The sequence below is a fragment of the Ramlibacter sp. WS9 genome (genome assembly GCF_003797765.1).
Lineage (GTDB): Bacteria > Pseudomonadota > Gammaproteobacteria > Burkholderiales > Burkholderiaceae_C > Ramlibacter.
This window is the reverse complement of record NZ_RKMB01000009.1, coordinates 147,899-173,630: the sequence shown is the minus strand read 5'-3', so window position 1 is coordinate 173,630 and position 25,732 is coordinate 147,899. Positions and strand designations below refer to the sequence as shown.

The following is a 25,732-nucleotide window of genomic DNA, read 5'->3' as shown; positions in this document are numbered from 1 at the left end:
CGTCTCCGCGATTGCCCCTCAGAGCGCTTGCATGAACGCAGGCACCGGTCGGCCCACCGACGCAAGCCACCGGCCCATCGCCCCCGCCACCTGACGCACCGGCGGCCGTGAGCTCATGCGGTCACGCCACGCCAGCAGGCGCGGTGTTGCCGCACCCAGCGGCGCGCCCTTGCGCTCACCGAACACCGCAGCCATGTAGAACGCGATGTCGGCGAACGAGTAGCCGCCGGCCAGGTAGTCGCGGCCGTCCAGCAGCGACTCCAATTCGGCGTAGAACTTGTTCGCCGCTGCGATGGCCGCCTGCGCCGCCTCGCCTTGCAGATCGTGCTCCAGCCCCATCAAGCGGACGACGTGCGGGAAGTACACCTCGTCGGACTTGTGTTCCAGCAGCCGCGCGCGGGCTCGCTCGCGCACGTCGCCCGGCCACAGTGCCGGCGTGGGCTGCACGTCTTCGAGATACTCGAAGATCTGCGTGGAGTCGAAAAGCTCCAGGTCGCCATGCACCAGCACCGGCACTTGCTGCTTCGGGTTGATGCGCAGCACCTCCGGATGCTTGGGCGTGTAGAGGGCGGTGAAGTCGAAGGGCACCAGCACCAGGTCGAAATCCAGGCCCTTCTCCAGGGCAGCGATTTGCACCTTGGCGCCGAACATGCTGAGCGGGCCGGAGTAGAGCGTGAAGCGATTGGATGTGTTCATGAACCGGAACATAGCAGCCCCGGGCGCACGATATTGACGGGAGTATTGACGGCAGGCACACAACACTGCAGGCTGGAGGGCATGACCTCGACCGAACCCTGGCAGCTCTCCGCCAGCCAGACCGCCCGCCTCGTTCGCACCCGGCAGATTTCCGCCGTGGAGGTCGCGCAGTCCGCGCTCGCGCGGCTGGACGCCGTCAACCCGCAGCTCAACGCCGTTGTCGAGCACCGGCCGCATGAAGTGCTGGCGCGCGCCCGGCAGATCGACAGCGCCATCGCGCGAGGCGAGGACCCGGGGCCGCTGGCCGGTGTCGTCGTCGCGACCAAGGTCAACGTCGATCATGCGGGCTACGCGACGACGAACGGGCTCCGGTCGCAAAAGGACTTGATCGCAAAGACCAGCAGCCCCGTCGTCGACAGCCTGCTCGCGGCGGGCGCCGTCACCGTGGGCCGCACCAACACACCGGCGTTCAGCTACCGCTGGTTCACCGGCAATCTGCTGCACGGTGCCACGCGCAATCCGCACGACCCCGCGCTTACGCCCGGCGGCTCCTCGGGCGGTTCGGCAGCGGCGGTGGCTTCCGGCATTTGCCAGCTCGCGCATGGCACCGACATCGCGGGCTCGATCCGCTATCCGGCCTACGCCTGCGGCATTCACGGCCTGCGCCCTTCGCTGGGCCGCGTTGCCGCGTACAACGCCACAGCGGCGGTGGACCGGCCGATCGGCGGGCAGATCATGGCCGTGTCGGGGCCCATCGCGCGCACCATCGACGACCTTCGGCTCGGCCTGCTCGCCATGTCGCGGCCCGACGCGCGTGACCCCTGGTGGGTGCCCGCGCCGCTCGAAGGCCCCGAGCTGCCGCGCACCGTGGCGATGTGCCTGCGCCCCGACGGCATGGACACGCGGCCCGAAGTCTGCGAAGCGTTGCTCGATGCCGCCGCGCGTTTGCGCGATGCGGGCTGGCGCGTCGATGAGGTCGAGGCACTGCCGCCGTTGAAAGAGGCCGTTGCGATCCAGATCACCTTGTGGATGGCCGACGGCTACGACGCGCTGGTGCAGGCCGCGCAGCGCGAAGGCGACCCGGGCGCCATCGCGGCGCTGGGGGGCCAGGCGGAGCTGGCGCGGTCGGTCGGCCTTGCGGAGTTCTCGTCGGCGCTTTCGCGACGGCTGGGCATTGCTCGGGCCTGGCAGCTGTTCCTGGAGCGCTACCCCGTCGTGTTGTTGCCAGTAAGCGCGGAACTGCCCTTCCCCGCCGACCTGGACCTGCAGGGCCCGGAAGCGTACGAGCGCGTGTGGCGGGCGCAGATGCCGATGATCGCCCTGCCCGTCACCGGGCTGCCGTCGCTGTGCGTCAACACCGGGATGGTGGGCCGCTCGCCCGTCGGCGTGCAGCTGGTTGCGGGACGCTTTCGCGAAGACATGTGCCTGGCCGCCGGCGAGGCGATCGAGGCGCGCGGTTCAGGCGTCCGGTTCCCGCCCCTTTGAGATCCACAGGCTCTTTTCGAGCCGGACGGCATCGACCTCGCCGCGGTAGTAGCCGGGCTGCGTCCCGGCCGGCTCATAGCCTTGGTCGCGGTAGAACGCGATGGCACCCGGATTGTCGGAACGGGCTTCGAGCTGCACACGTTCCAGCCCGGCGATGGCGGCGGACTTCTCCAGCCACTGCACCAGCACCGCACCCAGGCCGCGCTTGCGCTGGCCGGGCAGCACCGCCAGCAACGTGAGGTGCGCGCGCTGCTCGCCGTACCGCATGATGCCGAAGCCGAGCACGTCGCCCTTCTCGCGGACGACAGCCACATTGGTCGAGCTGTCGCGGATGGCCTTCTGCACCCGGGCCGGCGTCCAGCTCCAGCCCAGGCCGAACTCGATGTAGTCGCGCGACATTTCCGCGATGCCGCGCGCGTCGTCAAGGGTTGCGAGGCTGACGCTGGGAATGATGATCATGGGTTTGAAAATCGCCTGGCGGAGTGTGCAGGAACACAGCTTAGCGCGGCCGCCTGCAAAACGCACGCGCCATGGCCATAATGGCGCTCATGAGACTTCTCCACACCATGCTGCGCGTGGGCGACCTGCAGCGCTCCATCGATTTCTACACCCGCGTGCTCGGCATGACGCTGCTGCGCACCACCGAGCGGCCCGAGCAGAAATACTCGCTGGCGTTCGTCGGCTACGGCACCAACCCCGACCATGCCGAGATCGAGCTGACGTACAACCATGGCGTCGACAGTTACGAACTGGGTACGGCGTATGGCCACATCGCGCTGGGCGTGCCGGATGTGTATGCGTCCTGCGAGAAGATCCGCGCCGGCGGCGGGAACGTCACGCGCGAGCCGGGGCCTGTGAAGGGCGGCAACACCGTGATCGCGTTCGTGACCGATCCGGATGGGTACAAGATCGAGCTAATCGAACGGAAGAACGAGGCGGCGTAGCCGCCACGGTCAGGCGAATTGAAGTTCAATCTTGCCCGCGCGGCGCCTCACGGGCCCGACGACGATCTTCACGTCATGGCCCAGCTTGGCGACCAATTCAAGCAGCTTGGCTTCGCTCACTCCTCGGAACTGGCCACGCGTGATGCGGGAAATTTTTGACTGATCGATTCCCAGCAATTGGGCAGCATCTGCCTGTGTGAGACGCCGTGCCTTGATCGCGCGGGCAATCTCGGCGGCCAACTGAGACTTGCGCTGCATTTCGGCCGCATCGGCATAGCCCAGGTCGGCATAGACGTTCGTACCGCCCTCTTCTATCGTGATCGCACTGTGCTGGCTCATCGCTGTACTCCTTGCTTTGCTTGCCAAGCCTCATAGTCCTGTTCAGCGGCCCTGAGGCGAAGCTTGATCAGGTCCATATCTTCCTTCGGTGTCTTGATCCCGCTCTTGGACTTCTTCTGAAAGCAGTGCAAGACGTAGACCCACCCCGCGAACTTGACGGTGTAGACGGCGCGGAAGGTGTCGTTGCGATGGTCCTCGACTACCTCCAATACACCTGCCGAGCCGAAGCCACCCAACGGTTTGGCATCTTGATGTTTGCCTCCTGCCTGGGCAAGGTCGATGGCGTGGCCAAATACATCCTTGACGTCCTCGGGCATCGAATCCAGGTCACGCTTTGCCGAGGCCACCCATTTGAGGGGCTTGCGGATCTGTTTCGACATCGTCTCCGAATTATGCCAATCTAGGCATAATCGGTCAAATCACCTACCTGTCGAGTACGGACGCCGTCAAGCTGACCGCTTCAGCGCCACGGCCTCACGCGCCAGCTGCGTGATGCGCGCCCAGTCTCCCGCCTGAACGGCATCCTGCGGCGTCAACCACGACCCGCCCACGCACACGATGTTCGACAGCGCCAGGAACTCCGGTGCATTCGTGGCGGTGACACCACCCGTCGGGCAGAACTTCACGTCGCCGAACGGCCCCTGCCACGCCTTGAGCATGGCCAAACCGCCCGCCTGCATCGCCGGGAAGAACTTGAGCTGGTTGTAGCCGTCTTCCTGCGCCGCCATGATCTCGCCGCCGGTCGCCACGCCGGGTAACAACGGCAGCCCGAGTTCGCGGCACGCCTTGCCGACGCTGTGCGTGTAGCCAGGGCTCACGGCAAAGCGCGCGCCTGCCTTGGCCGAAGCTTGTGCATCGGCCGCGCTGCGAACCGTGCCGGCGCCGGCTACGGCCTCGGGCACCTCGCGCGCAATCGCCTCGATGCAGGCCAGCGCGATCGGCGTGCGCAGCGTCACCTCCAGCATGCGGATGCCGCCGGCCACCAGCGCGCGCGCCAGCGGCACGGCATGCGCCACGTCCGTCAGAACGATCACCGGAATCACCGGCGCATCGCTCATCACTTCGATTGCCGTGAGTCGGTTGTCTACAGCCATGTGCAGGCTCCTTCTTCTGCGATCAGCGCATTGCGCCGGAATGCCGCGAACATTTCGCGGCCCACGCCAACGCCGTTGGCGGCCCTCAATGTTTCGGGCATGACGGCATTCTCGCGCGCCGCCCATTCCGCGTCGGGGACCTTCGCCTGCAATGTGCCTGCCACGCCGTCCAGTCGAACGACATCCCCGTCGCGCAGCTTGGCCAGCGGGCCACCGGCCGCAGCTTCCGGCGACACATGGATGGCGGCAGGCACCTTGCCCGAAGCGCCGCTCATGCGGCCGTCCGTCACCAGCGCGACGCGGAAGCCCTTGCCTTGCAGCACGGCCAGCGGCGGCGTGAGCTTGTGCAGCTCGGGCATGCCGTTGGCCTGCGGGCCCTGCCAGCGCACGACGCAGATCACGTCGCGCTCCAGTTCGCCGGCCTTGAACGCGGCGAGCAACTCTTCCTGCGCGTTGAAGATGCGGGCCGGTGCTTCGATGACGTGACGGTCTTCGGGGACGGCGGAGACCTTGATCACGCTACGGCCCAGGTTGCCGGTGAGGAGCTTCAGGCCGCCGGTGGTGCTAAAGGGATCTGTGGCGGGGCGGACGACGTTCGGGTCACGGGAGGGGCCGATGTCTTGCCACGCAAGGGCTTGCTCCCTCTCCCCCTGGGAGAGGGCTGGGGTGAGGGCTGGCACGCGCGTGAATTCGCGAATCCCGCCCTCTCTCACCGTCAGCACATCCTCATGCATCAGCCCTGCATCCAGCAACTCGCGGATCACATACCCCGGCCCGCCCGCGGCCTGGAATTGATTCACGTCCGCCGTGCCGTTCGGATATACGCGCGACAGCAGCGGCACCACGGCCGACAGCTGCGCGAAGTCGTCCCAGTCGATGGTGATGCCGGCCGAGCGCGCCACGGCCACCCAGTGGATCAAGTGATTGGTCGAGCCGCCCGTCGCCAGCAGCGCCGTCATCGCATTGACGATCGCGCGCTCGTCGACCACCCGGCCGATCGGCGCAAACCGCCGCGCCTTGACGATGCCCAGCACCGTGCGCACCGACTCGCGCGTGAGTTCCTCGCGCAGGTCGTTGCCCGGGTTCACGAACGCCGTGCCCGGCACGTGCAAACCCATCGCCTCCATCAGCATCTGGTTGCTGTTGGCCGTGCCGTAGAACGTGCAGGTGCCTGGCGAGTGGTAAGCCGCCTGCTCGGCCTGCAACAGTTCGGGCCGGCCGACCAGCCCTTGCGCTGCCCGCTCTCGCACCTTGGCCTTGTCGCTGTTCGACAAGCCGCTCGGCATCGGCCCGCCCGGCACGAACACTGTCGGCAGGTGGCCGAACTGCAGCGCGCCGATCAACAGGCCCGGCACGATCTTGTCGCAGATGCCCAGCATCAAGGCCGCATCGAACACGTCGTGGCTCAGCGACACGGCTGTGGCCATGGCGATCACGTCGCGCGAGAACAGGCTCAGCTCCATGCCGGGCGTGCCCTGCGTCACGCCATCGCACATGGCCGGCACGCCGCCGGCCACCTGGGCCGTGGCGCCGTGCTTGCGCGCCTCGTCCTTGATGAGGTCGGGGTAGCGGCCCAGCGGCTGGTGTGCCGACAACATGTCGTTGTAGGCGTTGACGATGCCGATGTTGGGCGCTTTCTCGGCAACGATCTTGAACTTGTCGTTGTCGGGGATGCCCGCGAAGGCATGGGCCACGTTGGCGCAGCCCATGCGGTCGGCGCCGCGGTCGCGGCCCGCAGCTTCGTCGATCTGCTTCAGGTACGCGGCCCGGGCCGTGGCGCTGCGCTCCCGGATCCGCTCGGTAACGGTGTGGACGGTCGGATGGAGTTTCATGAATGTTGGTAACTAAATTACAAGCGCCATCGTAACGCCATCCAGCCGGCAACGGGTAACAAACGGGTTCCAAAACCCTGTTTGGCTGCCAGCCAATACACTGCAGGAGCAAGGCCGGTCAACGGCGATCAGGAGGATTGATGCTTACTGTAGAAGAAAACTTTGGTGGCCGGAAATGACGACTCAACCCTCACGGCAGCCGCCGCGCATCGCCGAAGATACGGATGCAACGCCCAGCCCTCGCGGCCGTCTCACTTCGATGGTCTTCCTTGTGTGTTCGGCCCTGACGACTGCCACGTTCGTCGTCTTCTTCCTGATCGGCATTGGCGACGGATCCGTTTCCTCCTTCAATCTCGTCTTGTGGCTCGCCCTGCTGGCGGCGATGGGCGTCAGCCTCTGGGCCGGTCAGGCGCTTCGCGCCAAAGGCAAGTTCGGCGCTGCCATCGCCGCGCTGGCTTTCACTGCGGTTCCCGGGTTCGCGGCAGCATTCTTCATCCTGGTTCTCCTTATCGCTCAGCCGCGGTGGAACTGACGCATGCCGCACCCTGCTCGGCTGCGCGGATCGCGCGACCGCGCTACAGTGACACTTCATGAAAGAAGCGTTGAAGCCGCTGCGCGACCCGATGCCCCTTCTGGACAGGGTGCTGCAGGACTGGGGCGGGCATGACGACCTGTGGATCTTCGGCTACGGCTCGCTCATCTGGAAGCCGGATTTCGAATTTGCCGAGCGCCGGCCCGCCAAGGTGCACGGCTGGCACCGCGCCCTGAAGATGTGGAGCCGCATCAACCGCGGCACGCCCGAGCGGCCGGGCCTGGTTTTCGGGATGCTGTCGGGCGGCTGCTGCCAGGGCATGGTGTTCCGCATCCCCAAGGCCGCCGGCCAGGAAGTGCTGGCCAGGCTGTGGGCCCGGGAGATGTCGCTGGCGGTGTACGACCCGAAATGGCTCACCTGCCACACCAGCCACGGCCCGGTGCAGGCCCTGGCCTTCACCCTGTCGCGCAAGAGCCCCAGCCACACCGGGACCTTGACCGAAGACGAATACCGGCGGATTTTCGAAGAGGCCACGGGCATCTACGGCACCACCTTCGAATACGCGCACAACACGCTGGAAGAGCTGAAGCGCCTCAACATCCGCGACAAGCACCTGGAGCGGCTGCTCAAGCTGCGGGAGTCATAGTTGTTGCGGATTGCCCGCCGGGCGCGTTGGCCCTAGAGTGTGCGGCAACACCCACAACAAGGAGACTTGCCATGGCTTTGCGCCCGTTCGCCGCGTTCACGATCATCACCGCGGCGGCCCTCGCCGGCTGCGCCGCCCCGCCAGCCCCGAAAGTCATGGCCATGGCGACCTTGTCGCCCACCGCGGGCAACACCGCCAGCGGCATGGTGCACTTCACCCAGCAAGGCGCTAAGGTGCTGGTGAGCGGCGAAGTGCGCGGCTTGAAGCCGAATGCGGACCACGGCTTCCACGTCCATGAAAAAGGCGACTGCTCCAGTGCGGACGGCATGAGCGCGGGCGGCCACTTCAACCCCACGGGCGCACCGCACGGCAACCACGATGCCGGGGAACATCACGCAGGCGATCTGCGCATGCTCAAGGCCGACGCGAACGGCGTGGCGAAGTTCAACTACGAGTCGTCCACCATCAGCGTGGGCAGCGGCGTGACGGACATCGTGGGCAAAGGCCTGATCGTGCACAAGGACCCGGATGACTTCAAGACGCAGCCGACGGGGAATTCGGGGGCGCGGTTGGCTTGTGGGGTGATTGCTCGGTGAGAAAAGTTTTGAGGACTTTGGCGGCAAACTAATACACTACAAAATCAAGGCTGGATCGACGGCATCCAGCATCCATGCGGCCCGGGGAGGAGCGAATGAGCAGACCAAGGCAACAACGCCACGTTATTCCGCAGTTTTATTCCGCAACTGGGAGAACCTTCGTCTTGCGGGATAACGCCTGCAGTTCCGGCGGACGTGTTATTCCGCAAAGCTTGAATAATCTTCAACGCTCGCAAAGACTTGCGATCTCGACCTCAGAGCTGATAACCCGCAAGTGCCGGGTTGCAGGTTTGGGAGTGCGGGAGACATTACGTTAAAGCGCACGTGCAGAGCAGCTTGTGATCCGCCCCAGACGACTCCACATCGCGCTCGGGTGTCTATTTGTGTTGGTCGCCGTTTACGGGCTTATGGGTTTCTTTCAGGGCATCATGCTTTTTGCTGGCGAACGAGCCCTGAAGAATGCGAACCTGTGGGGCTCTGTGTTCTTACTCGCGTCTGCCGCAGCAGTTCGGCTGTTTCTGCCGACGCGCGCATCTGGGTCGCCGTCGTCGCCTCGCCGGGTGGTGGTTCGCCGAGTTGTCGGAGTCTTGGTGCTCGCTCTTGGGCTGTGGATTCTCTTGCCCGTACTTCGCGACCTAGTTGCAATTGACAGTTGCTTGGATAAGGGCGGAAGTTTCGATCACGTCCGGTCCACGTGCGACTTCGAGCAGTCCCACGTCAGCCTGTCTGTTTTTGAGCGGCAAGGCTTTCGCTTAGTGGCCGCTCTTGCTCTTGCTTTCCCGGCTCTGCTGGCTGTTGCACAGTGGTGGCAGCACAGAGGGAAGGCGGTTGGCAATGCACTTTAACTGGTCAATCGACACGGACCCACAACAGCAGGAGGCGGCTTCGCCGCTCATGTTGGTGGTCCGGTCATCTTCACGTTATAGGGCGGGGTGAAGGCAGTGGTACGCGAAGCTGTCACGCGATCGGCTTCGCGATCTCACAAACGGCGTCAATCGTTGCCATGCACTCGGACCGCTGCGCTTTTCTGGGGGTTCCGCCTTGGTGCTCGGGCAAGTCGCGGCGCCGCCATCCAAGCCCTTGGCCTGCCGACATCTCCGGCCGAGTCTCTCCATTCGTTGGCCTTCGCGCCGCGGCCTCCTCAAATTGGAGGAGGCGCAGTACTCGGGCGAGTTGGCTTGCCAGCGTCGGTGCGGCAAACTATGGGCATGGGTATCGCGAGGCAAATTATGAGCACGTGCAAAAAGGCCGTCCTGCCCCATAACTTGTCAATCGACGCGGACCCACAACAGCAGGCTGCGGCTTCGCCGCTCATGTTGGTGGTCCGGTCATCTTCACGTTAGACGGCATGAACACTCTATTGCGCGCGATCGGAATTGCTGCCGCGTTGTGGTGCGGTTCCGCGACGGCGCAGATATACAGTCCGCTGTTGGATCTCCGAAACTCGTTCACCCTTCGCACGATCGCGGAGTTCACGGCGTACAGACTTGACTTCCTCGAGCGGAGCTGCGCGGACTCGCTGCCCGATCAGTCCGATCGATTTGGCTCGACGCGCCGCCGTCTCACCGAACACATGTCCCGGACTGACGCGCTCATCGTAAAAAGCAGGACGCAAGCGGAACGCCGCGTGGGAGACGTCGTCGAGGACTGGTATAACCGGTCAAGCGCTTCGCATCAGGCCGACGTGCAGCGCTTCCGCATTTCGTTCGATAACGGCACGCCCAAGGAAGGCGCGGCATGCAAGAGGATTTTTGGCGCAGTTGTGGAGGCACTGGACGAAATGGACGATATGGTTCCGTCGGTCGAAGAGAACACTGAGCACTGACGTGCCGCCTAACTTGTCAATCGACGCGGACCCACAACAGCAGGCTGCGGCTTCGCCGCTCATGTTGGTGGTCCGGTCATCTTCACGTTAAATCGCATGGGCATACTCGCGTCACTTCCGGGCGACACGCTATTTGCGCTGGGGTTATCCGTGCAGGCGTTGTGTGGCTTGGGGGTGTTTCTTATTGCCGGTTGGAGGGCGCTCGTACTGTTCGTGGTTCTTGTCCCGCTTTACTGGCTCATTCCATTCGGACTCGCTTCAGCGCACATGCTCGCGGCTTTGGATGGCGTCTTGTTCCTGCCAGCTGCCTTTCTCGTTGTCGTTTTCATTCGCAAGGTTCGTTCAATCGAGGAAGGCAATGGAAAATAGCCTCTTCAGCTCCACACCGTTTTGTGCGCTCTCCGGAAGAGCGCGACTTAACTTGTCAATCGACACGGACCCACAACAGCAGGCTGCGGCTTCGCCGCTCATGTTGGTGGTCCGGTCATTTCTACGTTATAGCGCGGGGTGAAGGCAGTGGTGCGCGAAGCTTTCACGCGATTGACTTCGCACCGCATACATGGCGTCGAGCGTTGCACATCGCTCGTAGCGGCTCCGCTTTTCTGGGGGTCGCACCCTGGCACTCGGGTGAGTCAAGGCGCCGGCGCCCAGGCGTTTTGCCTGCCGACATCTCCGGCCAGGTCTTGCCGTTTGTTGGCCTTCGCGCCCTGGCCTCATCAAATCGGAGGAGGCGCAGCACTCGGGCGAGTTGGCTTGCCAGCATCCGTGAGGCAAACTATGGCCATGCGTATCGCGCGGCAAACAATGAGCACATGCACAAGGGCCGGCCTGCCCCATAACATGTCAATCGACACGGACCCACAACAGCAGGCTGCGGCTTCGCCGCTGATGTTGGTGGTCCGGTCATCTTCACGTTGTACGGCATGGAAGTGAGGTCGTTGAATGCGGCCGCGAGTTTCCGGCTGCATCGTTGGCCGCGGGTTACGACGCGCGCCTGCGTAGTCATTTCTCTGGGGCAGCGTGGTCAGTGCTCGGGTGAGCGGGCGGGCGCTGCGTGGCTGACTCGTGCTGGCGCCAAGACAAAGGCCCGCGCGCCCGCTGGGCGCAGCCTGCATTTGTGGCGAGCCAGCACACTGCGGGGTTGGCATTCCACGGCCGTTGCGCTACCGTGGTGGCCCATGCCGCCTTCCTCACGCCTACATCCCTTGCATCAGTGGCGCACAGGCGTGCCTGGCTGGTTGGCGCTGGCCACCACGGCTGCGTACAACAAGGCAGTCGACACGGACCCACAACAGCAGGAGGCGGCTTCGCCGCAAATGTTGGTGGTCCGGTCACCTCTACGTTAAATCTCACCATGACACGTCGGCGCGAGCGACAGAAGCGAGAACAGCCAATCCAAGAGGCCGTGCGAGTCGCCGTCTCTAGCGTCGTAGGCAACTATGGTGAGGTAGAGGTCGAGCGCCACAGTTACGACTGGCGAGCCGACGATCTATTTGTTCGGGTTCGCGCCGGCGAGCCGTTGAGCGGCGCTACCCGCAAGGCTTTCCGCAGCCGAGTGGCAGAAGTCATGCGAGAGCTTTGCCCAGCCGGGCAACCCTTCGAAGACTGGATGGTGGTTGTGCAGCGTGGTAGCGAGACCCTCGACACCATCGCGTGGCACGAAAAGACTGACGAAAGCGACGATGCACGGGTTGAGACTTAACATGTCTATCGACACGGACCCACAACAGCAGGCTGCGGCTCCGCCGCTCATGTTGGTGGTCCGGTCATCTTCACGTTATAGGGCGGGGTGAAGGCAGTGGCACGCGAAGCTGTCACGCGATCGACTTCGCGATCTCACAAGCGGCGTCAATCGTTGCCATTCACTCGGATCGCTGCGCTTTTCTGGGGGTTCCGCCCTGGTGCTCGGGCGAGTCGCGGCGCCGCCATCCAAGCCATTGGCCTGCCGACATCTCCGGCCGAGTCCCTCCATTCGTTGGCCTTCGCGCCGCGGCCTCCTCAAACTGGAGGAGGCGCAGTACTCGGGCGAGTTGGCTTGCCAGTGTCGGTGCGGCAAACTATGGGCATGGGTATCGCGAGGCAAATTATGAGCACGTGCAAAAAGGCCGTCCTGCCCCATAACATGTCAATCGACGCGGACCCACAACAGCAGGAGGCGGCTTCGCCGCTCGTGTTGGTGGTCCGGTCATCTGTACGTTAGGTCTCACATGGTCGACCTGCACCGAATTGACCTGACCCGAGAACAATTGGATCGGATACCTGACGGGGAGCGCCGTCTTCTCGTCTTGGTCGCGCATGCGTCGAACGAGCTCAATGCTTTGGCTAAGCTGTTTCACTTTGCCGCCGGATCTGCCGCCGACGAAGGCCTGACTAGCCAAGCAGAGACTATGCAGGCTATGGTGCTAGCGAGAATACTCACGGGGAAGATCTATGAGTTCTGGCAATTGCTGCAGAACTCCTTCTTCGGAGCCCAGCTCTCTCGCGAGTATCAACCACTCCTGGACACTGAATCCGCTACCGCTCTGAACGAGTTGAAGAAGTATTTCGGTAGGGAAAACTTAGTGGCTATCGTTCGGAACAAGTTCGCCTTCCATTACGCTGGAGACCAACTCGACGCAGGCTACGCGGCATTGGTAGATGGGGATCCGCTCCAGATCTACCTCGCGAAGCACAATGCGAACACCCTGTTCTCGTTCGCGGAGACAATCGCCGGTCGATCCATGCTCGAAGCGATTCGACCTGGCGATCCTGCTGGCGCGTTTGAGTCACTGGTAGCCGAGACGTCCAAACTGGTTGGGAACATCGGGGAGGTCGCTGCGGGTCTGATGGTTGTGTGTGTGCAACGGCACATCGGAGCTAACCTTTACGAGCTCGGCGCGAAGGTGATATCGGTGGATGCGGTGCCCGACTCGCAGGCCGTCAGAATCCCCTACTTCATAGAGATTCAAGAGGCCGGCGGTGATACCTAACATTTCGCTCGACACGGAAACGCAACATGAGAAGGCGGCTTCGCCGCAGTTGTTGCGTTCCGGTCAGCTTCGACGTTAGGCCGCATACCGAACCACGTGCAAAGGAGGAAGCTATGGCAGATGAGCAAACACTTCTGAAGGCTGCGATGGACATGTACCAAGCTCAGTACACCGCAACCGACAAGCTTTGGGGGTACTTCTCAGTCGTCAGCCTTGCGCTAGTCGCTTACACGATCTCTAGCGAGAAGGTCACGCGAATCTTTCCCGAGGCGTTCGCCGTTCTTGCTGCCTACGTGGTTTTTTGCTTCGGAAACTTCGCGGCTCTCGAGTCATCGCAGCGCCAACTCGTCGCGCTCGCGAATTTGCTGCGAGAACGCGGGAAAGCGGCTGGCGTAGACGTCGAAGCCTTCAAGTCATTCGACCCTTCTGACCTCAAGTTGTACTACGTAGCAGTTGTGCTCGCAATCTGCATCGCCACCATCCTGCTGGCTTGGTATCGCGGCCGGAAGTCAACTCAGTCAACTGCTGGGCAAAAGTAGCCCAATGCGGCCTAACCCTTCGTTCGAGCGGACCCACACCGGCGTGCGGCGATTGGCCTCCATTTCATTCTGGGCCAATCGCCGCACGCCGGTGTGGGCCGCTCAACTCAAACGTTGAGCGCGCCAACCGCCCGGAGATGCTCGTGCCGCCGAAAGAAACGCGAATGCCGAAGACTTTTGTTGTCGACCTGAGACATTGGCTCACCGAAGAAGGTGCTATTGCTCCAATGCCTGGTCCGGCGCGGCGCCTCGCCGAGTACACGGCCATGATCGTGGCCGATGCCACTAGCTTGATGTCGGATCAGTGTGGCGGAGAAGGCGTGAAGTGCCGATGCCGTCCCGGCCGCAGGCCCTGTTCGGGGACAATCGAAACCGATTTCGAGCTGGAGACAAATCGAGTTGTGTGGTGGTGTCCCGAATGTGGCGAAAGTGGTTTCATAGACAACTGGAAGGGCACACTGTGGGACCGCACGGCAGATCACACAGCCCACTGAAGGCGAATATGAGTCAACCATGCACGCGCCCTAACTTGTCAATCGACACGGACCCACACCTGCAGGAGGCGGCTTCGCCGCAAAGGGTGGTGGTCCGGTCATTTTTACGTTTCAACTACAGCGACGACCAACTTCACGGAGACGAACCATGAAATCACTTTCCTTCGCTTTGGCCTCTACTCTTGGGCTCCTCCTTTCGTATCCGTGCCAATCCCAAACGAAGGTCGAGTACCTCAAAGAAGAGCCACCGAAAGGCTCGGTGCGCTACGGGAAAGTGGTCTATGTCGATGATGGAACTTGCCCCAAAGGAGAAGTGAAGGAAATCACAGGAGGAAGCCAGGAGAAGTCCATCCCGCGCAAAGTCCGCTGTGTCCCTCACCCAAACTAGCCTCATGCGGAACAGATCGTGCCAGCGTCGGCAGGGACTCCTCCGCGTAGCGGCTTCGTCCAACTTGTCACTCGACGCGGACGCGGAGCACCTGCTCCCTTCGGTCGGGCCGTTCCGGGTGCGCCGGTTACGTTCACGCTAGGCATCGAGTTCGAACCTCATGACCACCATCCGTACCCGAATCGCAACGCTGGCTGACCTCGATGTCGTCGCCTCACTGTTCGATGCGTATCGACAGTTCTATGAGCAATCATCCGACCTCCCTTTGGCCAGGAGCTTCATCCGCGATCGCCTCACGAACAACGAGTCCGTGGTTCTTCTGGCCCTGAATGAAAACCAACACGCCGTTGGTTTCTGCCAGCTCTACCCTACCTTCTGTTCGGTCGAAGCAAAGCCGATCTACTCGCTTTACGACCTGTTCGTCACACCAGAAGCAAGGCGCGCAGGCGCTGGCAAGGTGCTGCTACAGGCGGCAGAGAAGCTTGCGGCCGAGAGCGGCAAGGCGAGAATGGATCTCACCACCGCAAGAACAAACAAGGCGGCACAGGCCACATACGAGTCGCTTGGCTGGGTCCGGGATGAAGTCTTCTATGCCTACAGCAAGGCCATCGATGTATAACCCTCTCATTTCGAACGCGGAGGAGCCGCAATGCCGCAGGCCAGCAAATCGGAAGGTCGTTTGCCCGTTTGGGGCTACGCCATAGTCTTGGTTGGCACTTTGTGCACCTACTTCGCCGTCGGTCAATTGCTGCACGCGCCGGATTTCCTGAACGATCTGGAGCAGTACCTCCTGTCGTACCACGCTGTAGAGAGTGTCGATGCCGAGAGGGTCGCGCCGCTTGTCCTGCTCTTGATTCCTGCGGTACTTGGCGGTTTTGGGACACGCGCGATCGTTCGCAGGTTACTTGAAGGTGTGAAACGCCAGGAGTCTCGTCGCTCGATGGCACTCGCAGTCGGCGGCATGCTCGTCTCAGCGCTTGTATTCATCCTTCTGGCGCTCTTCTCGTCGGGCAAGGGGCGGCGGTGAGCCCGCTCGATGCTGCGCTCAAGGTCGTCACCGTCCCGGGCTATCAAGGAACTCCTGGACCGCGCGGAACAACTGCATGCGATTTCTCTCCAGCATGACCGAGTGCGTCCCCTCACCGATCTCGAGGTATTGCTTCCGCGGTGCGTTGACGAGCAGCGGAAACAGGGTCTGCGCCATGTAGCTCGGCGTGTCGGCGTCCCACTCCGCTTTGACCAGGAGCGTCGGTGCCCTGACGGCCGCCGGGTCGTACGGAGGTACCCACTCGCCCGGTACCTGCAGGTCCGCGAAGACGCCGTTGGGAGCGCGCATGACCGGCGGTGTCTGTTTCGATCCCCAGGGGTCGGTTGCAAGCGATGCCTTGACCCAGGCCTCGAACCAGCCGCGCGGAATAAGCTGTTCCTGCTTGTCCTGCGCGACGCCGGCAAGCCAGCGCACTTTTGCCCCGGCCACGTCGACGTGCCGATACGGCACCTTCAAGTCGACTCCACGGGTCGATAGCGGCGCCGCCCTGCGTTGCCACAGCGGCGCGTAGAGCACCAGGCGGTCGACTTTGTGCCCATGGGTGGCGGCGTAGCGCCCTGCGACGGCAGTCCCCCAGGACCAGCCGATCAGCTGGATGCGTTCGACGTTGCGACGGCGGCGGATGAATTCGACGGCGGAATCGACGTCGTCCATCGCTTCGGCAAGCGTGGCGATGGGGCCTGCCGCACCGGCAGAAGCGGAACCCGCGACGGGGCGCGTGGACCCGCCGTAGCCCCGGATGTCGACGAGGTAGACGTCATAGCCGGCCCCTGCAATGAAGTCCATCCACGACATCCCGTCCAGCGGCAGGTCGAAGGTCGACTCCGAAGGGAAGGTCGCGCCGTGAACGAAGAGCACGATCCGGCCCGAAGTGAAGTCCTGCATCCCCGCCGGCCGCTTGTTGCGAACGAAGAGTTCGACGCCCGGCGCTTTGGAGGGTACCTGGAATTCCTCGACTGCCAGGGTGGGCGTTCTCGGTGCTGGCTGCATGCCGGCACAGCCGGCCAGCACCGCCATGATGGCGGCGGCGGTGATCCGCCGTAAGAGATCGTTGAACATGTTCGGCTCCGTTCCTTGGGTGGAGATGCCAATCTGCGCCCGGCACCGGCGGCGCGTCCTGAAAATTGCCGTGCGCCGGCTGAATAATCCTGAATAGCTCTGTACCCGTTCGCCCGCTCGCGGCAAACTACGCTGCGGGAAGGGTTCTCACTCCGATGGGCCGAACCGAAGACTTCACTGCTGCGACCACGTTCCGCTTCGCCGACTTCGAGCTCGATGTTCACCGGCGCACGCTGCGTCGCTCGGGCGCCAACGTCGAGTTGCGGCCGCTCGCTTTCGACGCGCTGGCCTGGTTCGTGCGCCACCCGGGATCCGTTGTCAGCAAGGACGAGCTGATCGCTGCCGTCTGGCCCGGGCAGGTGGTGACGGACGACTCGATCGCGCGCTGCATCAGCGACATCCGGCGCGCGCTTGGCGATGTGGGGCAGACGGTGATCAAGACCGTGCCGCGGCGAGGCTACACGCTGGCGGTCCCGGTGGAAACGGACGGGCCGGGGTCCGGCGAACCCGAGCCTGCCGGGCTTGCGCCCCGCAAGAGTGGCATCCGGGGCCGGAATTGGTTCCTGGGAGCGGGCGTGGCCCTGTTGTGTATCGCCCTGGCTTGGGTGGCCTGGGCAGTGCGGCCGCATCCGGAAACTGGAGCCGCCCGCCCGGTTTTGTCGATCGTGGTGCTGCCCCTGGCCAGCGTGGGCGGCGACCCGGCACAAGACCGCCTCGCGGCCGCACTCACCGATGAGATCACCGTCGACCTGTCGCGCATCCCGGAGACCTTCGTCATCGCCCGGGCCACCGCGGACAGCTACCGCGGCCGCGGTATCGACGCCCGTCAGGTGGGCCGCGAGCTCGGCGTGCGATTCGTTCTCGACGGCAGCCTCGTGCGTATGGGCGAATCGGTGCGGCTGACGCTGCAGCTCGTCGACAGCGAGAGCGGGCGCGCCCTGTGGGCAGACCGCATCGATGGCGAGCTGTCCGACCTTCCTGCGCTCTATCGACAAGTCACGGGTACGGTGGCGCGCTCGCTCGACCTGAAGCTGCAGGAAGTGGTGACCGCCGGCGCGCGGGTACGGGCCGCAGCCGACCTGCAAGACCTGCTGCTGCAGGCCCGATGGCTTCTCCAGTTCAATCGCGCCACGCCTGACTCCGTCCAAGAGGCGCGCCTGCTTCTGGAGCGCGCAAATGCGCGCGACCCGGGATCGGCGCTCGCGTTGGCGCTGCTGGCGCAAACCTACAACATCGACGTCTCTCAGCGCTGGTTGAGCCGGCGCGGCGCGACGCGCGAACAGTGGCTGCAACATGCCGACAGACTGTCGGAAAGGGCCTTCCAGCTGGATCCCGGAGACTCGCGTGTCGTCGGTGCGCGCGGCACGGCATTCGCCTTGGCCGGCCGCTCCGAGCTGGCGGTGGAGTTGCTGGAGCGCCAGATCGGACTCAATCGAAACGACGCCAGTGCCTGGTTCTGGCTCGGTTATGCCCGTTGCACCCTCGGACGGCAGGATGAAGCCATCGCTGCCCTCGCGCAGGCACAACGACTCAGCCCGCGCGACCCGAACCTCAACGGCATCTACCTCGTGACCGCCGCGGCGCATCTGTACCTGGGACACGACCGCGAGGCGCTCGATTGGGCGCGGCGCTCGGTGCTCGAACGACCGCAGCATGCAGTGGCCCATTCATGGGTTGCCGCGGCGGCTGCGAACCTGGGCGAGGCGGATGCCGCGAGCAGCGCGCTTGCCGCCTTCAGGCGACTGCTGCCCTCCTACACGATCCAGTCGTTCCGCGACGAACGGTTGTGCGCCAATGACCTTTGCCGCAGCCAGCGGGAGCGCTATTACGCGGGACTGGCGAAAGCTGGGCTCCCTCACTAGCGAGTCATAGACTGCAAGCATGCCAGAACGGAGGACACCATGGGACTCTTGGCCTTCAGTATCAACATCACCCTGGACGGCTGCGTCGACCACCAGGAAGGAATCGCCGACGACGAGACGCACGCTTTCTTCACCCGCCTCATGGACGAGAGCGGAGCGATGCTGTGGGGCCGCGTCACCTACGAGATGATGGAGAGCTACTGGCCGGCGGTCGCCCGCGGCGACGCGCAGGCACCGCCGGCGATGCGCGAGTGGGCGGTCAAGCTCGAGGCCAAGCCGAAGTACGTGGTGTCCAGGGCGCGAAGAGACTTCCCGTGGGCCAACAGCCACCACATCGCCGGCGACCTGCGCATGAGCGTACAGAAGCTCAAGGACGCGACCCCGGACGGCGTACTGCTCGGTAGCGGCAAGCTCGCGACCGAGCTGGACCGGCTTGATCTGATCGACGAGTACAAGTTGCTCGTCCACCCCAGGATCGCCGGCCACGGCCCGACCCTGTACGAGAGCGGGCTGCCCAGCACGCGACGGCTCGAATTGATCTCGGCGAAGCCGCTCCGTTGCGGCGCGGTCGCCATGCACTACCGGCGCGCGCGCTGACTCGGAGATGGGTCATGTCGCCCAACAACGCGCTGCACTCGACGGGCCTCGCACTCAAGGGCCCAGCGCTCTCGCATCAGCCGCCGCGCATCTTCCGCCGCATTGCGTGATGCGAGCGAAGATGCAGGCCGACTGCGACCAGCGCCGAGCCTCCCGCTATCAGCAGCAGGCCGAACACGCTGCTTATCGCGCCTCTAATTCATAGCGCAGCCTCACGACATCCGTCCCAACGGTACCGCGTCGACCGGTCCAGCGGCTACATTTACGACATGCTTCATGTCGCGGCTCAGGAGTTGAGATGATCATCAAGAAGAATCAGGTACCCGCCGAACGGGCGGAACGCGAGTCCTTTGGTGTTTCGGACACCCTGCGGTTGTCAGACGCCGGAGGGCTTTCACAGTACGGAGCCTACGTGCAGACACTGCACCCCGGGGCGCGGTCCTCCAACAATCACTGGCATGAGAACGAAGACGAGTTCCTGTACGTGCTCTCCGGTGAAGTGACCGTCACAGAAGGGGCGGAAGCTCAGGTCTTGCACACCGATGGCAAGGCTTGGCGCCTGCTAGAGGCAGATGGGCAACTGTTCAAATCCGGCGTCTTTTGAAGCGGCGCGACTGCCGCCTGACCGCTCGTTCAACTCGAACCTGAAGCGTCACACGCATCTCGCGTCTCAATGCCAAGTCAATCGGTTCTCCTCTACCTTCTGATCGTCGGCTGCGAGGTGGCGTTCTGGTTGGTTCTCCTTCTGAGCCTGACCGCGCGATACCTGCTGCATCGAGAAGTTCTGAGTCGATGGCTTCTCCACTCACTGCCGGCTATCGACGTCTTGCTCTTGGTGTTCACCGCCTTGGACCTGAGTTCTGGAACCACGGCCACAACTGCACACGGCCTTGCTGCGGTCTACGTTGGATTCACCATTGCGTTCGCTTCCGTGGCGGTTCGATGGGCGGACGCGCACTTCGCCTACCGCTTCGCGTCCGGACCCGTACCGACCAAAGCACCGACGACCGGATGGAGTCCCGTCAGACTTGAGCTTGGGCTCTGGCTACGCTGCATCGCAGCATGGATCATTGCCTTCGCCTTACTCGAAGCCTTGATAGCCTACGTGGGGAACGACGCGATCACTAATCCCTTGCAGGCCTGGTACAAATTCGGTTTCGGGTGCGTCTTCTTCTGGTTTATCTTTGGCCCGGTCTGGAGCTTGGTGTTCTTTCGTCGGGAGGCACGATGACGCCTAACCCTTCCATCGAGGGGACGCCCAAAAGGCACATCACCCATTTTTACTAGCGCGCAGGTAGAAACAACCCATGCTGTCACTCCGAACCGATCCCGCGGTGCAAGACGTGGACTTGATCCATCGCTTTCTCTCGGAAGACTCTCCCTGGGCCAAGGGCATCCCCAAGCTCCTGGTGCGTGAATCCATACAGAACTCGCTGAACTTCGGCCTATTCGAGTCAGAGGCGCAGGTCGCATACGCACGGGTGGTGACTGACTACACAACCTTTGCCTACGTCCTTGACGTATTTGTTCTTCAAGAACACCGCGGCAAAGGCTACGGCAGAATGCTCATGGAAGCAGTCCTCGCCCATCCGCGCCTGCAGGGCTTGAGGCGGTTGGTTCTCGTCAGCAGCACCGCGAGGGGTCTCTATGCAAAGTACGGCTTCGCTCCACTCGAGAAACCGGAGACGTTCATGGAGATCACGCGCGCAAACCCATACGCCAGTGACGCCTGACCTGCGCTCAACTGGAGAGGCGAAGACACTGCAATCCAGGCGCTAAACTATTTGCATACTGAGCGATCTCGCGAGACCTTCAGCAAAGGGCGATATGGAACAAATCAGCAAAGTCGTTGGTTCTCAAAATGAGCGCCAACTCAAGCAATCAGAACCGACGACGTTTGGACTGGGAGATCGCGTACGAAAAAAGTCCGGGGCCGCGTGGCAAGGCTGCGTCGTCGGCTGGTACAGCACAACTCTGACTCCAGAGGGTTACGCCGTCGAGTCCGAGGCTCATCCAGGCTCAGTACAAATCTATCCGGTCGCGGCACTTGAACGCGTGGCCTAGGCCTGGGAACCAAGAAGGTTGCCATGTCGAACATTGCACTTCATCATCGACTGGCCCGACTGGAAGACCTCGGCGCGCTACGGAGCCTGATGGACGCCGCGATCTCCGAGCTGCAGAAGCCCTTCCTTGACGACCGTCAGATCGCGTCAAGCCGAACGATCATGGGGCTGGACACACAACTCATCGAAGACGGAACATATTTCGTCGTCGAACTGGACGGCCAACTCGTGGGTTGTGGAGGTTGGAGCCGCCGTGCCACGCTTTACGGGGGCGATCAGTCTCCCGGGCGAAGTGCCGTTCTGCTGGATCCGAAGATCGATGCCGCACGTGTGCGAGCGATGTATACCCATCCCGACCACGTTCGCACGGGGATAGGTCGCCTGATCCTCGGTCTTTGCGAGGCGGCAGCCAGGAGTGAGAGCTTCCGAACCGTCGAGCTCATGGCCACGATGGCAGGAGAACCGCTCTATCGTGCCTGCGGCTTTGAAGCAATTGAAAGTGTCGAAGACGAGCGAGGTGGCACTGCCGTGCCTCTCCTGCGTATGTGCAAAGCGCTGTGATGCCGCGAGAACCAACCCTTGCGACCGCGACGCGGCGCACGCCATCAAACGTAACCCTCTATGGCCTACCGCGCAGTGTGTATACGCGCATCGTCCGCCTCACGCTCGAAGAGAAGGCTGTGCCTTACCAAGTGGAAGAAGTTGATATCTTCGGACCAGATGGAGTGCCTGCAGCTCACACTAGGCGACATCCGTTCGGGCGAATCCCTGTGCTCACTCACGGAGAGCTGTCGATCTACGAAACTGCGGCAATCTGTCGCTATGTAGATGAAGCATTCCCTGGTCCGTCGCTGCAGCCACCCACGCCATCCGGGCGAGCGCGTATGGCACAAGTGATCGGCCTGCTCGACTCCTACGCCTATCGGCCGATGGTGTGGGGAGTCTTCGTCCAAAGGGTTCGCATTCCCACGACAGGCGGCTCCACCGATGAATCGCTGGTTGCCAAGTCATTGAAAGGGTCCCGCGTCGCCCTTGCGGCGCTTTCGGCTCTCGTCGGGGACTTTCCGTTCCTTGCCGGCACAACACTCTCTCTTGCAGACCTTCACGCCTATCCGATCCTCCGCTACTTCGCTCTCACCCCAGAGGGACAAGTCGCCATTGCCGAACATCGCGCTGTCGCGGAGTGGATGGCGAGGCTCGGTACCCGCGCAAGTGCGGAACGCACCGTAACCCAGTATGAACAGACAGCGTCATGACGGTCACAGAAACGCCACCACACTTGAATGCCGCAGACTTTGCCTGGCAGAAGGACGACGTCTTCGGCCGCATCGCGTCAAGGTACGACAGGTTGTGTGACGCATTCAGCTTCGGCATACACAGGCTCTGGAAGCAAAGGGTCGCGGAGCGTATCGCAAGCGAAGAGTGGGACACGTTGCTTGATGGGGCCACAGGCACTGGGGACATCATTCTCCGAGTCTTGGAGCAACCATCAACCACGGGACGAACGGTTATCGCATCGGACGTGAGCGCAAAGATGCTTGCAATCGCTGAGCAACGACTGCAGGCACACAAGGGAAGTGTCAGCCTCCAACTGCTTGACGCCGAAAACATGCCATCCGTTCAAAGCGGCAGCTTCGACGCTTACTCGATATCGCTCGGCATGAAGATCTGCAACCGCCGGCTCGCTGCACAGGAGGCCTTCCGGGCGCTCAAGCCAGGTGGGCGATTGATCATTCTCGAGGCCTCCAACATTCCCTGGACATTTGTCAACCGCGCATACTTTCTCTACATGTCGATCTGCATGCCGGTCTTGGGGTGGCTGGCCACTGGTGGTGATGCGTCTGCCTATAAATACTTGCTGCACGGGATTCGGGATTTCCCCAGCGCGGAGGAGCTCGCTCTGGAGCTGGAAAGCTATGGGTTTGAGGGCGTGACCTTCGAACGGTTGTCTCTCGGCATTGTCGCGATCCATACTGCACGCAAGCCGCGGGTGCAGCAATGATGCTCAAGCACCACTTCACATTCGAGAAAGACTGGCGTTTCGCACCGGCGGCCTTCTGGGTGCATATTCCGACTCCCAACACCGAGCGCGAGTTCGCTCCTCCGGCGCCGGAGCCGATCCCCCACAAGGGTTACGCATTCCTGCATGTCGAGGTCGAGGGCGTAGACCTCCAGTTCAGCGCGCCGGCGCAGCTTGATCACTTCATCGAGGTCCTGCGCCGGAAGCCCCTCCCCACTTCGAGGCAGCTCTCATCCAAACGAGGGTTGGCACTTGGTCCCAATGGGCATTGGCTAAGCCGATTACCGGCGAAGCTCAAAGCACCGCGCGCCCGGGAGAAAATGGTTCGAGTTCTTCGAGAGGTAAGAGCCAAGGTGGTTGGAACGGGCTCAGACATTGCGTTCAATACGAGCGCGTTCATGTAACCGGTAAACCAGCATGGGGCAATACACCGAGCATTGGGCTGAATACCAGAGAGCGTCCAACCGCCGCACACTCCAATTGCTGGGCGCGATGCTGCTTGTCCCTGCCATCGGGTTGCTGGGTTACGCCCTCTCGGGTATCACTGAGTGGGCGGTTCATGTAGCCGTTGCGCTTCTCGTTGTCTGGCTCGTCCTGTTCACACGATTGGCCATGCGCGCTTCCAAGGTGCAATGCCCTCGATGCTCGGCCACTTATTCGCGCGGCAGGTCCGTTGTCAACTGCCCAAAATGCGGGCTCCGCATGTTCCAGGAAGACCCTTCCGGGCACGACGCATAATGGCCGGCAACCGGGCGCGCACCAGCAGAAAGGGACCCCGGCCTTGAAGCCCGTAGCACGTGCACTGTTCATCGGCGCCGGTCTCGCTGCGCTGGTCTTGGCCGCCGGTTTTTACGTGCAGTTGCCCTGGGCGACCGGCACGTGGCCATGGCCCGGCGGACGCCTCTCCTATATCTTCGTCGCCTCAATTCTGGCTGCAGCAGCGCTGCCGGTGCTGTGGATCGGCGTTTCCGGCGAGTTCGCTGCTGCAGCGGGAGGCGCCCTCAACTTGTCCATCGCTTATGCGGGCGTCGCGGTCTATGCACTGGGACAAGGTGGCAGCCCCGCAGTCACACCCACAGGGCGTTTCGGTTTGATATGCGTAGTCGTGTCTGTGGTTTGTGCGGCGCTGTTTCTATGGTCGCGGCGGTTGCCGTTTCACGATCGCCGGCCGGTGCCGCGGCACATCCGTTGGTCGTTCGTCCTGTTCGCGATGATTCTGGTCGGCGTTGGCGGCAAGATGGTGTTGCAAGGCGCCCAGCTCTTTCCCTGGCCGCTGACTGAAGCGCACGCGGCAGTCTATGGGTGGATCTTCCTGGGCGCAGCGTGCTACTTCCTGTATTCCGTTGCAATGCCGGTGATGGGCAACGCGACAGGCCAGCTGCTTGGCTTCCTCGCGTATGACTTGGTGCTGATCGTGCCGTTCGCCCAGCATCTCGACAAGGTGACGCCGGCGTTGCGAATCAACCTTTGGGTCTATTTGGCAGTGCTCGTGTTCAGCGCCTTTTTGGCACTGCATGCGCTTGGATTGTATCGAGCGACGCGGCTGTGGCGCATCGAGCGGCATGGTGCCCATGCAGTGCTCCAGTGATTTGCAAATCAAACTGAACGCTTCCAAGGTTGCAACGCATGAACAACCCCTCTTATCAAAGCTTCTCCTCCGTCCTGGTGCGGGCCCTCCTCGCTGGCTCCGTCTACGAGCACAAGTACGAAGGCGGAACCGCTACAGCCATCCGACTCACCATCCAACCGCGAAAGTGCACGCTGCAAGACAACGGACGCGGGATCGGTCTTCATCGGGAAGGCTATGTCTCCGGCCTCGTGGAGCAATTGGCTGTCCGCCGCAACGAGGTCGCCTTGCACGGGCTTGGCCTGGCGCTCATTGCGATGTCGTCACCTTCCATGACGATCCAATCCCGACGCGGCGGACACAAGTACTTGCAGCGGTTCGAATGGGCAGTCGCGCAAGGTGGAGTCGAAGTCGAACCTTGGGACGGCCCAGCGGGTACCGAGATTTCACTGACCCTCGCCGACTCGGCGCCCGAGATCGATTTCGACGAGGTCATGGTGCAGGCCGATTTATGGCGTTCAGCTCATCCTGAGCTTCACATCGAAGTCGTCCGCGGCGACTAGCGGTATGGATATTTTCTTAGGATGATGCAGCCCGTCATGGCCGCACTCGACCTCCCCGTGACCCTGCGCCTGATGTCGGATGCCGACATCTCCATGTTGCATGACTGGTTGAATCGCCCGCATATCGTCGTGTGGTGGGGCGGCGAAAGGCCCTCACTCGAGACCGTGCGCGAGAAGTACCTTCCGCGAGTCCTGGCGCAGGATCGCGTGGTTCCGTATATCGGCATGCTCGGCGACATGCCATTCGCGTATGCGCAGTCCTACGTGGCGCTGGGCGCCGGCGGCGGATGGTGGGAAGACGAGACCGATCCGGGGGTCCGGGGCATCGATCAATCCATCGGGTATGCGGAGCTACTGGGTAAGGGCCTGGGTAGCAAACTGGTGCTCGCCTTGGTGGACGTGCTTTTTACCGATCCAAATGTTACGAAGATCCAGACGGACCCGGCACCGAACAACCTTCGCGCCATACGATGCTATGAGAATGCAGGGTTCCGGAGTGAAGGCATTGTCGTGACGCCAGACGGCCCCGCCGTGTACATGGTCAGGGACAGGCCACCGAAGAAATGAACTTGAA

The 25,732-nt window shown here is 62.7% G+C and carries 33 protein-coding genes and 1 pseudogene; 27 read left to right on the top strand and 7 right to left on the bottom strand.

The window, feature by feature from the left end; all coding sequences use genetic code 11:
- Positions 1–18: 18 nt before the first annotated feature.
- A complete protein-coding gene (locus EEB15_RS15730) occupies positions 19–696 on the bottom strand; it encodes a glutathione S-transferase family protein (RefSeq protein WP_141510816.1) in 678 nt (225 codons plus the stop codon).
- Positions 697–777: 81 nt separating this feature from the next.
- Here EEB15_RS15730 and EEB15_RS15725 point away from each other — a divergent pair, with 81 nt between their 5' ends.
- Complete coding sequence (locus tag EEB15_RS15725) at positions 778–2,181, top strand: amidase family protein (protein ID WP_141510815.1); 1,404 nt, start codon at positions 778–780, stop codon at positions 2,179–2,181.
- Here EEB15_RS15725 and EEB15_RS15720 read toward each other — a convergent pair.
- Entirely contained in the window at positions 2,155–2,640 is a 486-nt protein-coding gene (locus tag EEB15_RS15720) for a GNAT family N-acetyltransferase (protein WP_199236549.1), read from the bottom strand. The genes EEB15_RS15725 and EEB15_RS15720 overlap by 27 nt on opposite strands.
- An 89-nt stretch (positions 2,641–2,729) precedes the next feature.
- On the opposite strand from EEB15_RS15720, the gene gloA reads away from it, so the two are divergent.
- Positions 2,730–3,125, top strand: coding sequence for a lactoylglutathione lyase (gene gloA / locus EEB15_RS15715; protein ID WP_141510814.1), 396 nt, complete (start codon positions 2,730–2,732; stop codon positions 3,123–3,125).
- Between the two features lie 9 nt (positions 3,126–3,134).
- Here gloA and EEB15_RS15710 read toward each other — a convergent pair whose 3' ends face one another.
- From EEB15_RS15710 to edd, 4 genes are all read right to left on the bottom strand, one after another.
- Entirely contained in the window at positions 3,135–3,464 is a 330-nt protein-coding gene (locus tag EEB15_RS15710; protein ID WP_141510813.1) for a helix-turn-helix domain-containing protein, read from the bottom strand.
- Complete coding sequence (locus EEB15_RS15705) at positions 3,461–3,844, bottom strand: type II toxin-antitoxin system RelE/ParE family toxin (protein WP_141510812.1); 384 nt, start codon at positions 3,842–3,844, stop codon at positions 3,461–3,463. Before EEB15_RS15705 ends, EEB15_RS15710 begins: the two co-directional genes overlap by 4 nt.
- 66 nt (positions 3,845–3,910) lie before the next feature.
- Positions 3,911–4,558, bottom strand: a complete 648-nt coding sequence (eda, locus tag EEB15_RS15700) for a bifunctional 4-hydroxy-2-oxoglutarate aldolase/2-dehydro-3-deoxy-phosphogluconate aldolase (protein ID WP_141510811.1) — start codon at positions 4,556–4,558, stop codon at positions 3,911–3,913.
- Positions 4,549–6,390, bottom strand: a complete 1,842-nt coding sequence (gene edd / locus EEB15_RS15695; protein ID WP_141510810.1) for a phosphogluconate dehydratase — start codon at positions 6,388–6,390, stop codon at positions 4,549–4,551. The genes eda and edd overlap by 10 nt, the downstream gene beginning before the upstream one ends.
- 175 nt (positions 6,391–6,565) lie before the next feature.
- On the opposite strand from edd, the gene EEB15_RS33990 reads away from it, so the two are divergent.
- The 11 genes from EEB15_RS33990 to EEB15_RS15640 all read left to right on the top strand — a co-directional run bounded on the left by EEB15_RS33990 (position 6,566) and on the right by EEB15_RS15640 (position 15,406).
- Positions 6,566–6,922 carry a hypothetical protein gene (locus tag EEB15_RS33990; protein WP_199236548.1) on the top strand — a complete coding sequence of 119 codons (357 nt, stop codon included), beginning with the start codon at positions 6,566–6,568 and terminating at the stop codon, positions 6,920–6,922.
- A gap of 58 nt (positions 6,923–6,980) precedes the next feature.
- Positions 6,981–7,568 carry a gamma-glutamylcyclotransferase gene (locus EEB15_RS15685; protein ID WP_141510809.1) on the top strand — a complete coding sequence of 196 codons (588 nt, stop codon included), beginning with the start codon at positions 6,981–6,983 and terminating at the stop codon, positions 7,566–7,568.
- A 71-nt stretch (positions 7,569–7,639) separates the two neighbouring features.
- Positions 7,640–8,164, top strand: a complete 525-nt coding sequence (locus EEB15_RS15680; protein WP_141510808.1) for a superoxide dismutase family protein — start codon at positions 7,640–7,642, stop codon at positions 8,162–8,164.
- Positions 8,165–9,512: 1,348 nt separating this feature from the next.
- Entirely contained in the window at positions 9,513–9,989 is a 477-nt protein-coding gene (locus tag EEB15_RS15675; protein WP_141510807.1) for a hypothetical protein, read from the top strand.
- Between the two features lie 96 nt (positions 9,990–10,085).
- Complete coding sequence (locus EEB15_RS15670; protein WP_141510806.1) at positions 10,086–10,358, top strand: hypothetical protein; 273 nt, start codon at positions 10,086–10,088, stop codon at positions 10,356–10,358.
- Between the two features lie 985 nt (positions 10,359–11,343).
- On the top strand, positions 11,344–11,691 hold the full coding sequence (locus EEB15_RS15665; RefSeq protein WP_141510805.1) for a hypothetical protein: 348 nt from the start codon (positions 11,344–11,346) through the stop codon (positions 11,689–11,691).
- 505 nt (positions 11,692–12,196) lie between these two features.
- Positions 12,197–12,958: a hypothetical protein gene (locus tag EEB15_RS15660; RefSeq protein WP_141510804.1), complete on the top strand. Its 762-nt coding sequence runs from the start codon at positions 12,197–12,199 to the stop codon at positions 12,956–12,958.
- A gap of 113 nt (positions 12,959–13,071) precedes the next feature.
- The gene (locus EEB15_RS15655; protein ID WP_141510803.1) at positions 13,072–13,497 is read left to right on the top strand and encodes a hypothetical protein; all 426 of its coding nucleotides are present in this window, start codon (positions 13,072–13,074) and stop codon (positions 13,495–13,497) included.
- Between the two features lie 642 nt (positions 13,498–14,139).
- A complete protein-coding gene (locus EEB15_RS15650; protein ID WP_141510802.1) occupies positions 14,140–14,379 on the top strand; it encodes a DUF6719 family protein in 240 nt (79 codons plus the stop codon).
- 160 nt (positions 14,380–14,539) lie between these two features.
- The gene (locus EEB15_RS15645) at positions 14,540–14,998 is read left to right on the top strand and encodes a GNAT family N-acetyltransferase (RefSeq protein ID WP_141510801.1); all 459 of its coding nucleotides are present in this window, start codon (positions 14,540–14,542) and stop codon (positions 14,996–14,998) included.
- 30 nt (positions 14,999–15,028) lie between these two features.
- The gene (locus tag EEB15_RS15640; RefSeq protein ID WP_141510800.1) at positions 15,029–15,406 is read left to right on the top strand and encodes a hypothetical protein; all 378 of its coding nucleotides are present in this window, start codon (positions 15,029–15,031) and stop codon (positions 15,404–15,406) included.
- Between the two features lie 27 nt (positions 15,407–15,433).
- Here the strand turns inward: EEB15_RS15640 and EEB15_RS15635 are convergent, their stop codons facing one another.
- Positions 15,434–16,486 carry an alpha/beta hydrolase gene (locus EEB15_RS15635; RefSeq protein WP_199236547.1) on the bottom strand — a complete coding sequence of 351 codons (1,053 nt, stop codon included), beginning with the start codon at positions 16,484–16,486 and terminating at the stop codon, positions 15,434–15,436.
- A 155-nt stretch (positions 16,487–16,641) separates the two neighbouring features.
- On the opposite strand from EEB15_RS15635, the gene EEB15_RS15630 reads away from it, so the two are divergent.
- The 14 genes and pseudogenes from EEB15_RS15630 to aac(6') all read left to right on the top strand — a co-directional run bounded on the left by EEB15_RS15630 (position 16,642) and on the right by aac(6') (position 25,725).
- On the top strand, positions 16,642–18,348 hold the full coding sequence (locus EEB15_RS15630; protein ID WP_141510799.1) for a winged helix-turn-helix domain-containing protein: 1,707 nt from the start codon (positions 16,642–16,644) through the stop codon (positions 18,346–18,348).
- Positions 18,349–18,387: 39 nt separating this feature from the next.
- Complete coding sequence (locus tag EEB15_RS15625) at positions 18,388–18,945, top strand: dihydrofolate reductase family protein (protein WP_141510798.1); 558 nt, start codon at positions 18,388–18,390, stop codon at positions 18,943–18,945.
- 298 nt (positions 18,946–19,243) lie between these two features.
- Complete coding sequence (locus EEB15_RS15620; RefSeq protein ID WP_141510797.1) at positions 19,244–19,549, top strand: cupin domain-containing protein; 306 nt, start codon at positions 19,244–19,246, stop codon at positions 19,547–19,549.
- 69 nt (positions 19,550–19,618) lie between these two features.
- Entirely contained in the window at positions 19,619–20,176 is a 558-nt protein-coding gene (locus EEB15_RS15615; RefSeq protein WP_141510796.1) for a hypothetical protein, read from the top strand.
- A 76-nt stretch (positions 20,177–20,252) separates the two neighbouring features.
- Positions 20,253–20,678: a GNAT family N-acetyltransferase gene (locus EEB15_RS15610; RefSeq protein ID WP_141510795.1), complete on the top strand. Its 426-nt coding sequence runs from the start codon at positions 20,253–20,255 to the stop codon at positions 20,676–20,678.
- A gap of 94 nt (positions 20,679–20,772) precedes the next feature.
- Complete coding sequence (dfrB, locus tag EEB15_RS15605) at positions 20,773–21,009, top strand: trimethoprim-resistant dihydrofolate reductase DfrB (protein WP_199236546.1); 237 nt, start codon at positions 20,773–20,775, stop codon at positions 21,007–21,009.
- A gap of 23 nt (positions 21,010–21,032) precedes the next feature.
- Complete coding sequence (locus EEB15_RS15600; protein ID WP_141510794.1) at positions 21,033–21,569, top strand: GNAT family N-acetyltransferase; 537 nt, start codon at positions 21,033–21,035, stop codon at positions 21,567–21,569.
- Positions 21,569–21,844: pseudogene (locus tag EEB15_RS34610) on the top strand (glutathione S-transferase N-terminal domain-containing protein); the annotation flags it as partial. The gene EEB15_RS15600 and the pseudogene EEB15_RS34610, both read left to right, overlap by 1 nt.
- 48 nt (positions 21,845–21,892) lie before the next feature.
- Positions 21,893–22,264 (top strand): glutathione S-transferase domain-containing protein, encoded by a 372-nt coding sequence (locus EEB15_RS34235; RefSeq protein WP_233259497.1) that lies wholly within the window; start codon positions 21,893–21,895, stop codon positions 22,262–22,264.
- Positions 22,261–23,010 (top strand): ubiquinone/menaquinone biosynthesis methyltransferase, encoded by a 750-nt coding sequence (locus EEB15_RS15590; RefSeq protein ID WP_141510792.1) that lies wholly within the window; start codon positions 22,261–22,263, stop codon positions 23,008–23,010. Before EEB15_RS34235 ends, EEB15_RS15590 begins: the two co-directional genes overlap by 4 nt.
- Positions 23,007–23,432, top strand: a complete 426-nt coding sequence (locus EEB15_RS15585; protein WP_141510791.1) for a hypothetical protein — start codon at positions 23,007–23,009, stop codon at positions 23,430–23,432. Before EEB15_RS15590 ends, EEB15_RS15585 begins: the two co-directional genes overlap by 4 nt.
- 377 nt (positions 23,433–23,809) lie before the next feature.
- Complete coding sequence (locus tag EEB15_RS15580; protein WP_141510790.1) at positions 23,810–24,616, top strand: hypothetical protein; 807 nt, start codon at positions 23,810–23,812, stop codon at positions 24,614–24,616.
- A 38-nt stretch (positions 24,617–24,654) separates the two neighbouring features.
- A complete protein-coding gene (locus EEB15_RS15575; protein WP_141510789.1) occupies positions 24,655–25,158 on the top strand; it encodes a hypothetical protein in 504 nt (167 codons plus the stop codon).
- A 36-nt stretch (positions 25,159–25,194) separates the two neighbouring features.
- A complete protein-coding gene (aac(6'), locus tag EEB15_RS15570) occupies positions 25,195–25,725 on the top strand; it encodes an aminoglycoside 6'-N-acetyltransferase (RefSeq protein WP_141510788.1) in 531 nt (176 codons plus the stop codon).
- Positions 25,726–25,732: the final 7 nt, after the last annotated feature.

Coding starts and splice junctions, on each gene's coding strand:
- EEB15_RS15730 (WP_141510816.1), bottom strand. CDS start 696: ATGAACACATCCAATCGCTTCACGCTCTACTCCGGCCCGCTCAGCATG.
- EEB15_RS15725 (WP_141510815.1), top strand. CDS start 778: ATGACCTCGACCGAACCCTGGCAGCTCTCCGCCAGCCAGACCGCCCGC.
- EEB15_RS15720 (WP_199236549.1), bottom strand. CDS start 2,640: ATGATCATCATTCCCAGCGTCAGCCTCGCAACCCTTGACGACGCGCGC.
- gloA (WP_141510814.1), top strand. CDS start 2,730: ATGAGACTTCTCCACACCATGCTGCGCGTGGGCGACCTGCAGCGCTCC.
- EEB15_RS15710 (WP_141510813.1), bottom strand. CDS start 3,464: ATGAGCCAGCACAGTGCGATCACGATAGAAGAGGGCGGTACGAACGTC.
- EEB15_RS15705 (WP_141510812.1), bottom strand. CDS start 3,844: ATGTCGAAACAGATCCGCAAGCCCCTCAAATGGGTGGCCTCGGCAAAG.
- eda (WP_141510811.1), bottom strand. CDS start 4,558: ATGGCTGTAGACAACCGACTCACGGCAATCGAAGTGATGAGCGATGCG.
- edd (WP_141510810.1), bottom strand. CDS start 6,390: ATGAAACTCCATCCGACCGTCCACACCGTTACCGAGCGGATCCGGGAG.
- EEB15_RS33990 (WP_199236548.1), top strand. CDS start 6,566: ATGACGACTCAACCCTCACGGCAGCCGCCGCGCATCGCCGAAGATACG.
- EEB15_RS15685 (WP_141510809.1), top strand. CDS start 6,981: ATGAAAGAAGCGTTGAAGCCGCTGCGCGACCCGATGCCCCTTCTGGAC.
- EEB15_RS15680 (WP_141510808.1), top strand. CDS start 7,640: ATGGCTTTGCGCCCGTTCGCCGCGTTCACGATCATCACCGCGGCGGCC.
- EEB15_RS15675 (WP_141510807.1), top strand. CDS start 9,513: ATGAACACTCTATTGCGCGCGATCGGAATTGCTGCCGCGTTGTGGTGC.
- EEB15_RS15670 (WP_141510806.1), top strand. CDS start 10,086: ATGGGCATACTCGCGTCACTTCCGGGCGACACGCTATTTGCGCTGGGG.
- EEB15_RS15665 (WP_141510805.1), top strand. CDS start 11,344: ATGACACGTCGGCGCGAGCGACAGAAGCGAGAACAGCCAATCCAAGAG.
- EEB15_RS15660 (WP_141510804.1), top strand. CDS start 12,197: ATGGTCGACCTGCACCGAATTGACCTGACCCGAGAACAATTGGATCGG.
- EEB15_RS15655 (WP_141510803.1), top strand. CDS start 13,072: ATGGCAGATGAGCAAACACTTCTGAAGGCTGCGATGGACATGTACCAA.
- EEB15_RS15650 (WP_141510802.1), top strand. CDS start 14,140: ATGAAATCACTTTCCTTCGCTTTGGCCTCTACTCTTGGGCTCCTCCTT.
- EEB15_RS15645 (WP_141510801.1), top strand. CDS start 14,540: ATGACCACCATCCGTACCCGAATCGCAACGCTGGCTGACCTCGATGTC.
- EEB15_RS15640 (WP_141510800.1), top strand. CDS start 15,029: ATGCCGCAGGCCAGCAAATCGGAAGGTCGTTTGCCCGTTTGGGGCTAC.
- EEB15_RS15635 (WP_199236547.1), bottom strand. CDS start 16,486: ATGTTCAACGATCTCTTACGGCGGATCACCGCCGCCGCCATCATGGCG.
- EEB15_RS15630 (WP_141510799.1), top strand. CDS start 16,642: ATGGGCCGAACCGAAGACTTCACTGCTGCGACCACGTTCCGCTTCGCC.
- EEB15_RS15625 (WP_141510798.1), top strand. CDS start 18,388: ATGGGACTCTTGGCCTTCAGTATCAACATCACCCTGGACGGCTGCGTC.
- EEB15_RS15620 (WP_141510797.1), top strand. CDS start 19,244: ATGATCATCAAGAAGAATCAGGTACCCGCCGAACGGGCGGAACGCGAG.
- EEB15_RS15615 (WP_141510796.1), top strand. CDS start 19,619: ATGCCAAGTCAATCGGTTCTCCTCTACCTTCTGATCGTCGGCTGCGAG.
- EEB15_RS15610 (WP_141510795.1), top strand. CDS start 20,253: ATGCTGTCACTCCGAACCGATCCCGCGGTGCAAGACGTGGACTTGATC.
- dfrB (WP_199236546.1), top strand. CDS start 20,773: ATGGAACAAATCAGCAAAGTCGTTGGTTCTCAAAATGAGCGCCAACTC.
- EEB15_RS15600 (WP_141510794.1), top strand. CDS start 21,033: ATGTCGAACATTGCACTTCATCATCGACTGGCCCGACTGGAAGACCTC.
- EEB15_RS34235 (WP_233259497.1), top strand. CDS start 21,893: ATGGCACAAGTGATCGGCCTGCTCGACTCCTACGCCTATCGGCCGATG.
- EEB15_RS15590 (WP_141510792.1), top strand. CDS start 22,261: ATGACGGTCACAGAAACGCCACCACACTTGAATGCCGCAGACTTTGCC.
- EEB15_RS15585 (WP_141510791.1), top strand. CDS start 23,007: ATGATGCTCAAGCACCACTTCACATTCGAGAAAGACTGGCGTTTCGCA.
- EEB15_RS15575 (WP_141510789.1), top strand. CDS start 24,655: ATGAACAACCCCTCTTATCAAAGCTTCTCCTCCGTCCTGGTGCGGGCC.